We start from the raw sequence: 12,287 nt of genomic DNA on the forward strand, positions 1-12,287 counted from the left end.
CGGCGTTCCAGAAAGGTTACCCACGTTGGGTAATCAGGTGGGCCTTATTCGCGGCCCGTCACCCGAGCCAAGCTGATCTTGCGCTTGCCACGCGTCTTCGGGCGTAGGCGGGTGAGATCACTTGGACGCCTTCGAGGAGGCCGTCGGCTTCTCATGGAGGAAGCGGTGCGAATGACGACGTTGCAAGACGGTGTGGATGGCGGAATCCCGCTCGACTCCTACGAGCGGTCGTTCCCCGACAGCTTGACCGCTGTCGCCGATGCGCGGCACTTCGTGGCGGATGCCCTGGCTCGCTGGAACATCACGGAACCGGCCGAGGACATAAGGCTGTGCGTCAGCGAGATGGCCACGAACGCCCTCGTCCACGCGGCTTCTCCCGCTCGTGGCTTCACGCTCCGTGTCTTCGCTTGGGCACATCGACTGAGCTTGATCTTTATCTACCAGGATCTTCCAGGCTTGCCGATGGCCTTGAGGGTCTCGGGGCGTTTGACAGTCTTGCCGACGTCGTAGCGGGGTGCCCTGCGTTTGTTCTTGGCGCCGGGTGGCCGTCCGGGCCCAGTGCCTGTGGGTTTGGGAACACGGGTCGGGCAGGCGAGGTGAGCGCGGATGTTCCTGAACCCCCGGCGGACCCGGGCCGGGGTGATCCGGTCGGAGGCGGTGGGTTTCTCCCACGGCCGGCGGAGGTCTGCGGCGAGCGGCCGGGCAAGCCGGAGCTGGGTGTGGGCGACGATCAGAATCCAGGTCCAGCGGTCCGCTGCCTCCGGAGTGCGGAGTTTCGGGGTCGTCCAGCCAAGGGTCTGTTTTGCGAACCTGAACGTGTGCTCAAGGTCGAATCTGCGCAGGTAGACCTGCCAGCAACGGTCGATGTCGTCCGGGGCGGCGCCGGTCTTCGAGGACCACAACCACACCGGCGGAGCGTCCCGTACCTTCGACAGATGCTCGACCTTCAGCCGGACCAAGGTGCCTTCGATCAGGGGAAGTTCGCCTTCGTGGTCGAGCCAGGCGGAGCGGTGTGTGAGCCGGGGGTGGACCCGGTCCCATGCCTGGGTTTCGGCTTTCCCGTAGTTCGTGGTCGCGGTGGCGGTGGTGATCGCGGGTTCGGGCCAGGTCTCCGGCTTGGCGAAGCGGAACTCCGGGCCGTGCTTGGGCGGCCGGCCGTTGACGCCGTGCGTCCGCGGTGGCCTCGGCAGGCGCATGACGCGGTCGGAGCGGACGCGGCCGATCATCTCGACGGGCAGGTCCCGCAGCACCCAGGCCAGGCGGGTGACGTCGTAGCCGGCGTCGGCGACGATGGTGATGTCCGGGTCGCCGGGTTTCCACTGGCCCGCAGTGATGAGCCGTTCGACGACGCCTCGCAGCTGGCCGGCGGTGACGGCGGTCGCGTCGTCCGCCGGGCCGAGCCGGACCACGTCCAGGATCGCGGTCCATGACGAGGCGCCGGACTCCAACACGGCGACGAAGGAGTAGGGCCAGCCCGGAATGAACTGCGACGCCGTCTTCGCCCTGCCGTAGACGTGGCAGAACAGCCGCTCGGCCGAGCACGGCGCGTCCGAACGAAGCCACGGTGACACATCGACCGCCAGGACCAGGCGCCCGCCCTCGAAACGCGGCAGCGGCAGCCCGGCCAGCACCGTCCGCAGCCGATCGACGTCGATCCGGCCGCGATTCAGGCCGCCGTACATCGCTCCGTGCCCACGACGATGCTCGGGCAACAGGGTCAGGTCCACCGGGGACTTCACCGCACCGTCCGCACACAGCACCGCGTCCACCAACTCGAACAACTCATCGCGCCGAGCGGTCAGACACTCGTAGAACTCACCCCGGAAGCGTGACGCCTCCGCGAACGCTTCCCGCCGGACAGCATCAGGCAGCAGACTCACCCTCACGGCCTTCGTCTTGGTCACGTGCATTCCTTGGTCGGAACACACGATCAGACGAAGGCCGCCCGCACGTCCGGCGAATCCCCAGGTGAGCGACTCAGTTCGAGGTGCTGTTCGAGGCCGGCAGATAAAGAACAAGCTGAGGGTTGAAGTCGACGACCACGGCACCGGTCGGCCGGTACGTCGAACGGCTCGGTGGGAGGACACAACGGGCCGAGGACTGTTGCTCGTCGAGGCGCTGTCCGACGACCGGGGCGTCCTGGAAAGCGAAGGCGGCAAGACGGTGTGGTCGGAGTTCCGGCTTGGAACCGGTGACGGCCCCAGCGTGGAGGCCTTCGCATGCTGACCGGGCCGACACCTGACACGTACGTCTCTCCCGGGTTGCTGTCGTCGCTGAGCGCGTTCACATGGGTCGGCCTCGATCCGGTCGAGGCTCAGGTAGGGATGGTGCTCGTCGCGCACGCCCCGGTGCGCAGCGCCGAGGGCACTGGCCGGACTGTTGACCAGCGGATGCGTGCCTTCGCCTCTGCGCTCGGCATGGGCAGATCCGACGAACCCCTGCCTGACCTGGGCCCATGCCTGTCCGTCGGCCCGGGATCGCGGGTGGTGCTGCGGCCGGAGGGCGCCCGCTACGGGCTGCAGCTTCCCGTCCATCCCCGGTGGGTTCGGCTGCTGCTGGAGCGGCCGGTCGTCGCAGTGGTCGTCGGCCTTGACCCACTCGCACGGACCAGCGCCATGGCCGACATCGATAACTACCTCGACCGCGGGATGGACGCCGGCCGCCTGTTCTTCGGGACGGCCCGTGCCGTGCGAAATCCGCAACGGTGGGGTCAATCAGATGTGGTGACCGAGCTCATAAGGACAGGTCGCAGCGGGGGCGGATCCCGTGCCCACGAGGTGAAGGGAAGGACCAAATGACCCACGAAATCATCGTGAGCCCGTTCCTGGACGGGTACCTGGCCGTACGCCCCGGCAGCGAAACCGGGGTCCGGCTGCCCGAGTCGTCCTTCAAGGAACTGAAGCAGTTGGTGCGTACGCAGGGGCCGGTCCCGCCGTGGTTCAGCGACGCCGCCCGGACGACCTGGGGCCTCGAACTCAGTGTCCACAGCGGGCAGGTACTGCTGGTGCGTGAACCGTCGGCGTACGGCTTCGCGCGGGCGAGCTGGGAGATCAATCTGGGCTGCAACTTCGCCTGCAAGCATTGCTACCTGGGCTTGAAGGAGTTCTCCGGCCTGGCCTGGGACGACAAGGTGCGGCTGCTGGAGATCATGCGGGACGCCGGGGTCCTGTGGCTGCAGATCACCGGCGGTGAGCCGACGATCGACAGGCACTTCCAGGACGCCTACCGCCACGCGGCCGCCCTGGGGATGATGCTGACCGTATCCACCAACGCCTCCCGCCTGTGGGAGCCCTCGCTCCTGACGATGTTCGAGGAGTGCCCCGCCTACCGGCTCGTCGTCAGCGTCTACGGGGCCACCGAGGCGAGCTTCGACGGGCTCACCCAGCGCAGGGGCTCGTGGAAGACCTTCCAGCGCGGCATGGCGGCGGCACGTGAAGCCCGACTCCCCGTGCGGCTGAACATCGTGGTGACCGAGGACAGCGCCCACGAGATCGACGCCATGGTCGCCATGGCGGAGGACTGGGGCCTGCGGCACCACGTCTACACGAACATGACGCCGACGATCTACGGCGGCCCGGAATCCCTGCTCGCCCAGTCCAGCAAGCACCTGCGCGAGCGGACGCCGTTCGCGGGCTGCAACGCCGGCCACACCTTCTTCCACGCCGACCCGCACGCCAAAGTCAGCATCTGCAAGGTCGGCCGCGACGACCAGATCGACCTCATGACCGAAGGCCGCGAAGGGCTGCGCCGCCTCCCCGGCGTCGCCGACAACCTGATGCTTCGCACCGGGGGCTGCTCCGGCTGCCAGCTGTCCGGCTCGTGCCTGGTGTGCCGGCCACTGGCCAAGCAGTTCCAGGAAGCGAGGGCCCCACTGCAGAACTACTGCCAGCACGGCCAACCCCGGAAGGAAACGGTGAACGCATGACCGCAGTAGCAGTGACCATCCAGAGGACACCGCCGCCGAAGACGCGGCCCGAACTGCCGGAGCATCTCGTCGCCACGTCGGCCGTGGTCATCGAGCGAGACCTCGATGACCTGATGGGCGGCATCGCCTGCTCGTGCTCGGGTAGCGACGACAATCCGCACTGACCAGCGCAAACGTTCAATTCCGGGCAGGCCCCGCCGCGTTCGCGTCGGGGCCTGCGCCTTGTGTGGGAGATGAATAGGGTGCCGTCATGCGATTCCGTTGGGACTGGCTCCGTCCGGTGGTGACGGCTCCGTTCGTGCCGACGATCGGCCCGGTGCACCCGTCGGTGCTCACCGAGGACCTCTTCACGGACACCCTGATCGCTGCGCCCACCGAGCGGTTCCTCAGGTACGACAAGGACCTTCGCTGGTCTGACGTCAAGGACGAAACGGTCCTGGTCGAGGGCATCACTCACCGGCCCGGCGAGACCCTGATCCCAACCCTCCTGCGACGCGGCTCGGGCACCGTGAAGGTACATATCTATGGAACCGAGCCGGACAGCCGCGTAAGCGCCGAAGAGCTGGCCGCGAAGCTCTGCGCCGTCCACGACGTGAAAAGGGCTCGCGTGGTCTGGTTTCTCGGCCCGGAGGTTCCAGCCCGTCAGGTACGAGGAACGCGCATCCAGCTCAAGGACTTCACGGCAAGCCCATCACCGCCGCCCGACGGCCGTGTGCTGCTCTTTGACCACTCCCCTCCGGGGGTGCAGCGCACCTTCGGTGACTTCGCCCAGCAGACGGCCGCTGACGGCTTCACCTTCCTCTACCGCTGCATGCAGGCACGAACGGTCGGCCCGGTGCTCGTCTCGATCGCCGGAGGCCGAGTGGCAGGCGCAATCGGGCCGATGGAGATCCGCCCAGACGCCATTGGTACGGCCCAGCTCATGCCCCAGTACTTCGGCGTGCTGCCGGAACACCGAGGGCGGGGATTCGGACGTCAGCTCTGGCGAGCTGCCATGAACTGGGGCCAGGCCCACGGTGCCGCCTACCAGTTGCTTCAGACCGAGGCCTGCGGAGCGTCTGACAGGCTTTGCCAGTCAGAGGGCCTTCGGTCCCTGGGGTTTGTGTGCTCTACGCCGTTGTGAATGCCGTATCCGCTGGGAACAGCTGAAGCCCGCCCGTGAGGATCCGGCGGGGCTCGTATCCGGCACTTTGGGCGAGGGCGGTGGTCAGGGCGGGCCAGGAGGGGTCGGCGAGACCTGGTCACTCACGACCTGCGGCATTTCTACGCTTCGGCGCTCGTCGTCGGCGGGGCGAGCGTCAAGCAGCTGCAGGTGGTCCTCGGACACGCGACCGCGGTCATCACGCTGCGGATCTACGCGCACCTGTGGCCCGGAGAAGACGACCGCACCCGGTCCGTCGTGGACTGCGTGCTCGGCGTCCACGACGGACCGGGTGCGGGCCGAAGATTCCAGATCAGGGCATCGCCGCGGGTCGTGCGGCGTTAGCGCGGGATCAGGCCTTCTTGGTCTCCCAGAAGATCTTGTCGATCTCGGCGATCAGGTCGAGCGCCTTCTGCCCGGTGGCCGGGTCGGTCGACGCCTTGGCGGCGCTGAGCGCCTTGAGGGCGTCGTTGACCAGGGTGTTGAGCTGGGGGTACTTCTCGAAGTGGGGGGCCTTGAAGTAGTCGCTCCACAGCACCGAGACGTGGTGCTTGGCGAGCTCCGCGCGCTGTTCCTTGATGACGATGGCGCGGGCACGGAAGTGCGGGTCCTCGTTGGCCTGGTACTTCTCCTGGACCGCCTTGACGGACTCGGCCTCGATGCGGGCCTGGGCCGGGTCGTAGACGCCGCAGGGCAGGTCGCAGTGGGCGCTGACCTTAACCTTGGGCGCGAACAGGCGAGTGAACATGGCCGTCCTTCCTCGTGATCGTCTTTCCAGATGGGAGATTACTCCCTGCTGGGATCGTTTTCTCGGGTGCCCCTGGGTGCTTAGGACAAAAGTCTGGTGTCACTCTGGGGCTTGTGGCGGAGCCGAGGACGGCGTGAGGAGGCGGGCCATGCGGAAGGGCCGGGAGGGCCGGGAGGGCCGGGCCGGGTTGTCGTACCAGGTGGTCGAGGTGACGGGGCCTTCGATGGTGCCGACGCTCAGACACGGCGACTGGCTGCTGATCCAGTACGTGCGCGGTCCCGAGGTAGTCCGTGAGGGTGATGTCGTGGTGCTGCGGCACCCGCTTCAGCAGGATCTGCTGATCGTCAAGCGCGCGGTGGAGCGGCGTGAGGGCGGCTGGTGGGTGCTGGGCGACAACACCTTCGCGGAGAGCGACAGCCGGCAGTTCGGGACGGTGCCGGACGAGCTGGTGCTGGCGCGGGGGCTGGGGCGGTTCAGGCCGCCGCTGGAGGTTCAGCGGTCGGTGGCGGGGGTGGCCTCGTGGGTGGTGTCGTGCGTGCGGCCGCTGAGGGCGGACCGGTCGTTCTCCAGGCGTTTGCGGGCCCGGTAGGCGGCGACGTTGGCGCGGGTGGCGCAGCGGTCGGAGCAGTAGCGCCGGGAGCGGTTGGTCGAGGTGTCGATGTAGGCGTTGCGGCAGGGCGCGGCCTGGCAGATGCCGAGGCGGTCGACGCCGAGTTCGGTGAGCTGGAAGGCCAGGCCCATGCACGCGGTGGCGGCGTAGACGGCGGTGGCGTTGGCGGCGTGGTCGGCGAGGTGCATGTGCCAGTCGGGGCGCCCGGTGTCGTCCAGGTGCTGGTGGCCCGAGATCTGGGGGCTGACCGGGAACTCCATGAGCAGGGAGTTCAGCAGGTCGACGGCGCGGACCTCGTCGCTCTCGGCGGCGGCCTCGAATACGCCGCGCAGCCGGGTGCGTACGGCGCGCAGTCGGTTGACGTCGGACTCGACGACCCGGCCGGCCGCCTGGGCGGCGTTGCCGAAGAGGCCGCAGACGGATTCGACGGAGGTCAGGGTGTCGCTGCCGCGGCTCGGCTCCTCGGTGTTCACCAGGCGCACGGCGTAGTCGGAGTAATAGGCCAGTTCCACTTGTAGTCCTTACGCACGCGCTCTAGGGTTGGTAATGGCTGCTTTGGCTTTCAGGGTATTACGTTGCGGAGGGGATCGTCATGCGCGTCGCTGACTGGCAGGCCTGGCAGGACAGCTGGGACCGGCAGCAGGAGTGGTACCTGCCGGACCGGGAGGAGCGCTTCCGGGTGATGCTGGACATGGTGGAGGCCCTGGCCGGCCCGGAGCCCCGGGTGCTGGACCTGGCATGCGGCACGGGCAGCATCTCGGACCGGCTGCTCAAGCGGTTCCCGGACGCGGTGTCGACCGGGGTGGACCTCGACCCGGCGCTGCTCACCATCGCCCGCGGCTACTTCGGCGGCGACCGCAGGATCTCCTTCGTCACCGCCGACCTGCGCGAGCCGGACTGGGCCACGAAGCTGCCCCACGACACCTACGACGCCGTGCTGACCGCCACCGCGCTGCACTGGCTGCGGCCCGAGCCGCTGCGGGCGCTGTACGGGCAGATCGCCGGCGTGCTGCGCACCGGCGGGGTCTTCATGAACGCCGACCACATGCCGGACCCGTCCACGCCCAGGCTCAACGCCGCCGCCCTCGAACAGGACCGGGCCCGCCGGGAACGCGAGCGGGCCGAGGGCGTCCTGGACTGGGAGCAGTGGTGGGGCAGCGCCAAGGCCGATCCGGTCCTGGCCGGGCCCACGGCGCGGCGGTACGAGATCTACGGCAGCCACGCGGACGGTGAGGAGCACTCGGTGCGGTGGCACGAGGACGCGCTGCGCGAGGCGGGTTTCGCCGAGGCGCGGGCGGTGTGGCGGTCGTGGTCCGACGCGGTGGTGCTCGGGCTGAAGTGACATGACGCCGTGAGCCGCGTAAGGGGCGGCATCCATGGATGCCGCCCCTTACGCATGGCCCTGTGCTCCTCGCTTCAGAGGACCTTGGACAGGAAGGCCTTCGTACGGTCGTGCTGCGGGTCGGTCAGGACGTCGCGCGGGTGGCCGGACTCGACGACCACGCCGTCGTCCATGAAGACCAGCGCGTCACCGACCTCACGGGCGAAGCCCATCTCGTGCGTCACGACGATCATCGTCATGCCGTCCTCGGCCAGGCCGCGCATGACGTCCAGGACGTCACCGACCAGTTCCGGGTCGAGGGCCGAGGTCGGCTCGTCGAAGAGCATCAGCTTGGGCTCCATGGCCAGCGCGCGGGCGATGGCCACCCGCTGCTGCTGGCCGCCGGACAGCTGCGCCGGGTAGTTGCCGGCCTTGTCGGCCAGGCCGACCCGGTCGAGCAGGGTCACCGCCCGCTCGCGGGCCACCGCCTTGCTCTCCCGCTTGACCCGGACCGGGGCCTCCATGACGTTCTCGATGGCCGTCATGTGCGGGAAGAGGTTGAAGCGCTGGAAGACCATGCCGATGTCCCGGCGCTTGAGGGCGACCTCGCTGTCCTTGAGCTCGAAGAGCTTGTCGCCCTTCTGCCGGTAGCCGACCAGCTCGCCGTCGACCGACAGCCGGCCCGCGTTGATCTTCTCCAGGTGGTTGATGCACCGCAGGAAGGTGGACTTGCCGGAACCGGACGGGCCGATCAGGCAGAACACCTCACGCGGCGCGACCTCCAGGTCGATGCCCTTGAGGATGTGGGCCGGGCCGAAGGACTTGTGGACGCCCTCGGCCTTGACCATGGGGTGAATGCTCATGGGTCACCGCCGCCAGGAGGAGAGAGAGACGAAGTTGGCCTTCACCTTCTGCCACGGCGTGGCAGGCAGGCTCCGCAGCGTGCCACGGGCGTAGCGGCGCTCCAGGTAGAACTGGCCGACGCTGAAGATGCTGGTGAGGATCAGGTACCAGGCGGCGGCGAGGAACAGCGCCTCGACGGTGGCACCGTACTGGCTGCCGATCTCCTGGGCCGCCTGCAGCAGGTCGTAGTACTGCACGGCGATGACCAGCGACGAGGTCTTCAGCATGTTGATGAACTCGTTGCCCGTCGGCGGCACGATCACCCGCATCGCCTGCGGAAGCACGATGCGCCGCAGGGTCTGGGAGTGCGTCATGCCCAGCGCGTGCGAGGCCTCGGTCTGCCCCTCGTCGACCGACTGGATGCCGGCGCGGACGATCTCCGACATGTACGCGGCCTCGTTGAGGCCGAGGCCGAGCAGCGCGGCGAGGAAGGGCGTCATGAAGTCGGACCACTCGTCGCGGTAGAAACCCAGGTTCACCGTCTGGAAGACGATGCCGAGGTTGAACCAGACCAGCAGCTGGACGTAGACCGGGGTGCCGCGGAAGAACCAGATGTAGGCCCATGCGACGGACGAGGTCACCGGGTTCTTCGACAGCCGCATCACGGCGAGCACGATGCCCAGAACGACGCCCAGGATCATGGACAGGACGGTGATCCACACGGTCTTGCCGACACCGGTGAGGATCCGCTGGTCGAAGAAGAAGTCGGGGATCGTGCCCCAGTGGACCTTGCCCTGGGAGAAGGCGTAGACGAGCAGCGCCAGCAGGCCCAGGACCACGACCGCGGAGACATAACGGCCGTAGTGGCGTACGGGGATCGCCCGGATGTGGTCCGGAGCGGTACCGCCGGAGCCGGGGGGCCCGGCCGGGGTGCCGGCCGGGCCCTTGTCGAGAGGTTCGGACATGGGATTCGCCTCTTACGCCGTGGTTCAGGAGCCGCCGTTGATCTTGGACTCGGTCACGGCGCCGTTCTGGGCGCCCCACTTCTTGAGGATCTTGGCGTACTCGCCGTTCTCGATGATCGCGTTCATCGCGGCCTGGAGGGCGTCACGCAGCTTGGTGTTGTCCTTGGTGAGGGCGATCCCGTACGGGTCGGCCTTGGCCTGGTCGCCGACCAGCTCGAAGTCCTTGCCGCCACCGGAGGTCTTCGCCGCGTAGACGGCCACCGGGAAGTCGCTGACCCCGGCCACCACGCCGCCGGCCCGCAGCCGGGTCTGGGCCTCGGTGTCGGCGGAGAAGGCCTCGATGGAGATGGCCTTCTTGCCGTCCTTCGTGCACGCCGTGGACTGCTCCTTGGCGGCGTCGTGCGAGACCGTGTTGCGCTGTACGGCGATCTTCTTGCCGCACAGGTCGTCCCAGCCGGAGATGGACTGCGGGTTGCCCTTGGCCACGTAGATCTGGACACCGGCGGTCAGGTAGTCGACGAAGTCGACGCCCTCGCCGACCTTCTTGCCGGTGTCGGAGTTGACGCCGGTCTGCCGGTCCTTGGTGTCGCTGAGCGCGGACATGACCACGTCGTAGCGCTTGGACTGCAGGGAGGTGAGCAGGCTGTCGAAGCTGCCGTTGTTGAACTGGAAGGTGACGCCGAGCTGCTTGCCGAGGGCGGCGGCGATGTCGGGGTCGATGCCGACGATCTTGCTGTTCTCCTTGTACTCCACCGGCGGGTAGGCGATCTCCGAGCCCACCTTGATGACGCCGGCGCTCTTGATGCTCGCGGGGAGCTTGCCGGCGAGCGGCGCCTTGGAGCTGGTGGACGTCGACTTCTTCTCGGTCTGGTCACCACAGCCGGTGAGCAGCAGGGCCCCTGCGACCGCGATGGCTCCGACCGCGGTGAGGCGGGTGGTGACGGTCGAGCGACGGATGGTGCTGGCGGTCATTGCTGGTTCCTCCTGCGGAGTGGGGATGCTCCCGGTTTGTCTGGCACACACTTTCGGGGACAGCTGGGTTGTGTGATCTCAGGCATCTTGCCATCCGGACATGGGCTCTTAGGTGACCGGTTGTGTCAAAATCGGATAACGGGCGATCCCCGCGCTCCCGCCAGGCCGGTACACCAGGGTCGGACCACGGCGGGGCGGTGCTGACAAGTTACGCGCATCACGTGCGGTATCCCGCTATTCGGACGGTTTGTCGCGCTCTGCGCCATCCGCGCCGACCGCCGGGACGGCGTGTGGCGCATTCGACTCGTCAGTCGAAACGGTCTTCCGGTAGAACAGACCCTTACCCCTCATCCGGGGCCCAGTGCGTGCGTGCGGCACGCCCGGCGCGGTGCGTCGCGGGACCACTCATGTGCCCGCAGGTGCGCCCGCCGAGCCCGCCTACCTCCTGTCGCGGGGGGTAGTACCCTCATAGCCAAAATTCAGACAAAGGGGTCAAAAGTGGCAGCGGAGATTGTCAATCCTCGCACCGAAAGTGACGGTGACGCGATTTCGGTCGATCCCGTCGATCCTGTGTTCGCCCTGCACAGGGGCGGCAAGATGGAGGTGTCCGCCACGGTTCCCGTGCGCGACGCCGACGATCTGTCGCTCGCGTACACGCCCGGTGTGGCGAAGGTCTGCACCGCCATCGCCGAGCAGCCGGAACTCGTCCACGACTACACGTGGAAGTCCAACGTGGTGGCGGTCGTGACCGACGGCACGGCGGTGCTGGGACTGGGCGACATCGGTCCCGAGGCCTCGCTCCCGGTGATGGAGGGCAAGGCGATCCTCTTCAAGCAGTTCGGCGGTGTCGACGCGGTGCCGATCGCGCTCGCGACCACGGACGTGGACGAGATCGTCGAGACCGTGGTGCGGCTCGCCCCGTCCTTCGGAGGGGTGAATCTGGAGGACATCTCGGCGCCCCGCTGCTTCGAGATCGAGCGGGCGCTCATCGAGCGGCTCGACATCCCGGTCTTCCACGACGACCAGCACGGCACCGCCGTCGTCACGCTCGCCGCGCTGCGCAACTCCGTCCGGCTGACCGGGCGGGCCCTGGGCGAGTTGCGCGCGGTGATCTCGGGCGCCGGCGCGGCCGGGGTGGCCATCGCCAAGATCCTGGTCGAGGCCGGTATCGGCGATGTCGCCGTGACCGACCGCAAGGGCGTCGTGCACGCCGGGCGCGACGACCTGAACTCCGCGAAGCGCGAGCTGGCTTCGTATACGAACCGGGCCGGGCTCACCGGATCCCTGGAATCGGCCCTGGCCGGCGCGGACGTCTTCATCGGCGTCTCCGGCGGCACGGTGCCCGAGGAAGCGGTCGCCGGGATGGCGAAGGGCGCGTTCATCTTCGCGATGGCCAACCCCACGCCGGAGATCCACCCCGACGTCGCCCACAAGTACGCGGCCGTCGTCGCCACCGGGCGCAGTGACTACCCGAACCAGATCAACAACGTGCTGGCCTTCCCCGGTATCTTCGCCGGCGCGCTCCAGGTGCGGGCCTCCCGCATCACCGAGGGCATGAAGATCGCGGCGGCGGAGGCACTGGCCGCCGTGGTCGACGGCGAACTGTCGGCGGACCAGGTCATCCCGTCGCCGTTCGACGAGCGGGTCGCCCCCGCGGTGGCCGCGGCCGTCGCAGCCGCGGCCCGGGCCGAGGGCGTGGCGCGGCGCTAGTGGGGTGACCCCGGCTTGGTCCACCGGATCCGTCCGGTGGCTGTTCCGTCAT

Annotated in this window: 16 protein-coding genes; 10 read left to right on the top strand and 6 right to left on the bottom strand. The window is 68.3% G+C overall.

Annotated features, from left to right (window positions below; genetic code table 11):
* Positions 1 to 171 precede the first annotated feature (171 nt).
* On the top strand, positions 172 to 510 hold the full coding sequence (locus RWE79_RS26010; protein ID WP_475946103.1) for an ATP-binding protein: 339 nt from the start codon (positions 172 to 174) through the stop codon (positions 508 to 510).
* Here the strand turns inward: RWE79_RS26010 and RWE79_RS26015 are convergent.
* Positions 438 to 1,880 (bottom strand): NF041680 family putative transposase, encoded by a 1,443-nt coding sequence (locus tag RWE79_RS26015; protein ID WP_475946105.1) that lies wholly within the window; start codon positions 1,878 to 1,880, stop codon positions 438 to 440. The two genes, RWE79_RS26010 and RWE79_RS26015, sit on opposite strands and share 73 nt — an antisense overlap.
* Positions 1,881 to 1,968: 88 nt before the next feature.
* Here RWE79_RS26015 and RWE79_RS26020 point away from each other — a divergent pair, with 88 nt between their 5' ends.
* The 6 genes from RWE79_RS26020 (at position 1,969) to RWE79_RS26045 (ending at position 5,411) form a co-directional block, all read left to right on the top strand.
* Positions 1,969 to 2,226: an ATP-binding protein gene (locus RWE79_RS26020; protein WP_475942479.1), complete on the top strand. Its 258-nt coding sequence runs from the start codon at positions 1,969 to 1,971 to the stop codon at positions 2,224 to 2,226.
* Positions 2,220 to 2,798, top strand: a complete 579-nt coding sequence (locus RWE79_RS26025; RefSeq protein WP_475942480.1) for a hypothetical protein — start codon at positions 2,220 to 2,222, stop codon at positions 2,796 to 2,798. Before RWE79_RS26020 ends, RWE79_RS26025 begins: the two co-directional genes overlap by 7 nt.
* The gene (locus RWE79_RS26030; RefSeq protein WP_475942481.1) at positions 2,795 to 3,925 is read left to right on the top strand and encodes a radical SAM protein; all 1,131 of its coding nucleotides are present in this window, start codon (positions 2,795 to 2,797) and stop codon (positions 3,923 to 3,925) included. Before RWE79_RS26025 ends, RWE79_RS26030 begins: the two co-directional genes overlap by 4 nt.
* Positions 3,922 to 4,089, top strand: coding sequence for a hypothetical protein (locus tag RWE79_RS26035; RefSeq protein WP_475942482.1), 168 nt, complete (start codon positions 3,922 to 3,924; stop codon positions 4,087 to 4,089). The genes RWE79_RS26030 and RWE79_RS26035 overlap by 4 nt, the downstream gene beginning before the upstream one ends.
* Before the next feature lie 86 nt (positions 4,090 to 4,175).
* Positions 4,176 to 5,048 carry a GNAT family N-acetyltransferase gene (locus RWE79_RS26040; protein WP_475942483.1) on the top strand — a complete coding sequence of 291 codons (873 nt, stop codon included), beginning with the start codon at positions 4,176 to 4,178 and terminating at the stop codon, positions 5,046 to 5,048.
* 129 nt (positions 5,049 to 5,177) lie between these two features.
* The gene (locus RWE79_RS26045; protein ID WP_475946107.1) at positions 5,178 to 5,411 is read left to right on the top strand and encodes a hypothetical protein; all 234 of its coding nucleotides are present in this window, start codon (positions 5,178 to 5,180) and stop codon (positions 5,409 to 5,411) included.
* A gap of 7 nt (positions 5,412 to 5,418) precedes the next feature.
* On the opposite strand, the gene sodN is transcribed toward RWE79_RS26045, so the two are convergent.
* Positions 5,419 to 5,814, bottom strand: coding sequence for a superoxide dismutase, Ni (sodN, locus tag RWE79_RS26050; protein ID WP_475942484.1), 396 nt, complete (start codon positions 5,812 to 5,814; stop codon positions 5,419 to 5,421).
* A 148-nt stretch (positions 5,815 to 5,962) separates the two neighbouring features.
* Here sodN and sodX point away from each other — a divergent pair, with 148 nt between their 5' ends.
* On the top strand, positions 5,963 to 6,403 hold the full coding sequence (gene sodX / locus RWE79_RS26055; protein WP_475942485.1) for a nickel-type superoxide dismutase maturation protease: 441 nt from the start codon (positions 5,963 to 5,965) through the stop codon (positions 6,401 to 6,403).
* Here the strand turns inward: sodX and RWE79_RS26060 are convergent.
* Positions 6,307 to 6,936: a CGNR zinc finger domain-containing protein gene (locus tag RWE79_RS26060; RefSeq protein ID WP_475942486.1), complete on the bottom strand. Its 630-nt coding sequence runs from the start codon at positions 6,934 to 6,936 to the stop codon at positions 6,307 to 6,309. The two genes, sodX and RWE79_RS26060, sit on opposite strands and share 97 nt — an antisense overlap.
* An 80-nt stretch (positions 6,937 to 7,016) precedes the next feature.
* Between RWE79_RS26060 and RWE79_RS26065 the strand changes: the two genes are divergently transcribed.
* Entirely contained in the window at positions 7,017 to 7,766 is a 750-nt protein-coding gene (locus RWE79_RS26065) for a methyltransferase domain-containing protein (protein WP_475942487.1), read from the top strand.
* Positions 7,767 to 7,840: 74 nt separating this feature from the next.
* On the opposite strand, the gene RWE79_RS26070 is transcribed toward RWE79_RS26065, so the two are convergent.
* The 3 genes from RWE79_RS26070 to RWE79_RS26080 are packed head-to-tail and all read right to left on the bottom strand — an operon-like array spanning position 7,841 to position 10,525.
* A complete protein-coding gene (locus RWE79_RS26070; RefSeq protein WP_475942488.1) occupies positions 7,841 to 8,608 on the bottom strand; it encodes an amino acid ABC transporter ATP-binding protein in 768 nt (255 codons plus the stop codon).
* Between the two features lie 3 nt (positions 8,609 to 8,611).
* Entirely contained in the window at positions 8,612 to 9,553 is a 942-nt protein-coding gene (locus RWE79_RS26075) for an amino acid ABC transporter permease (protein ID WP_475942489.1), read from the bottom strand.
* Between the two features lie 24 nt (positions 9,554 to 9,577).
* On the bottom strand, positions 9,578 to 10,525 hold the full coding sequence (locus RWE79_RS26080; RefSeq protein ID WP_475942490.1) for an ABC transporter substrate-binding protein: 948 nt from the start codon (positions 10,523 to 10,525) through the stop codon (positions 9,578 to 9,580).
* A gap of 498 nt (positions 10,526 to 11,023) precedes the next feature.
* On the opposite strand from RWE79_RS26080, the gene RWE79_RS26085 reads away from it, so the two are divergent.
* Positions 11,024 to 12,235, top strand: a complete 1,212-nt coding sequence (locus tag RWE79_RS26085; RefSeq protein ID WP_475942491.1) for an NAD(P)-dependent malic enzyme — start codon at positions 11,024 to 11,026, stop codon at positions 12,233 to 12,235.
* Positions 12,236 to 12,287: the final 52 nt, after the last annotated feature.

This window comes from Streptomyces sp. RLA131 (genome assembly GCF_056270125.1).

Excerpts from the sequence above, each read along its gene's own strand:
- RWE79_RS26040 (WP_475942483.1), top strand. The coding sequence starts at position 4,176 with ATGCGATTCCGTTGGGACTGGCTCCGTCCGGTGGTGACGGCTCCGTTC.
- RWE79_RS26070 (WP_475942488.1), bottom strand. The coding sequence starts at position 8,608 with ATGAGCATTCACCCCATGGTCAAGGCCGAGGGCGTCCACAAGTCCTTC.
- RWE79_RS26075 (WP_475942489.1), bottom strand. The coding sequence starts at position 9,553 with ATGTCCGAACCTCTCGACAAGGGCCCGGCCGGCACCCCGGCCGGGCCC.
- sodN (WP_475942484.1), bottom strand. The coding sequence starts at position 5,814 with ATGTTCACTCGCCTGTTCGCGCCCAAGGTTAAGGTCAGCGCCCACTGC.
- sodX (WP_475942485.1), top strand. The coding sequence starts at position 5,963 with ATGCGGAAGGGCCGGGAGGGCCGGGAGGGCCGGGCCGGGTTGTCGTAC.
- RWE79_RS26010 (WP_475946103.1), top strand. The coding sequence starts at position 172 with ATGACGACGTTGCAAGACGGTGTGGATGGCGGAATCCCGCTCGACTCC.
- RWE79_RS26065 (WP_475942487.1), top strand. The coding sequence starts at position 7,017 with ATGCGCGTCGCTGACTGGCAGGCCTGGCAGGACAGCTGGGACCGGCAG.
- RWE79_RS26035 (WP_475942482.1), top strand. The coding sequence starts at position 3,922 with ATGACCGCAGTAGCAGTGACCATCCAGAGGACACCGCCGCCGAAGACG.
- RWE79_RS26080 (WP_475942490.1), bottom strand. The coding sequence starts at position 10,525 with ATGACCGCCAGCACCATCCGTCGCTCGACCGTCACCACCCGCCTCACC.
- RWE79_RS26025 (WP_475942480.1), top strand. The coding sequence starts at position 2,220 with ATGCTGACCGGGCCGACACCTGACACGTACGTCTCTCCCGGGTTGCTG.
- RWE79_RS26030 (WP_475942481.1), top strand. The coding sequence starts at position 2,795 with ATGACCCACGAAATCATCGTGAGCCCGTTCCTGGACGGGTACCTGGCC.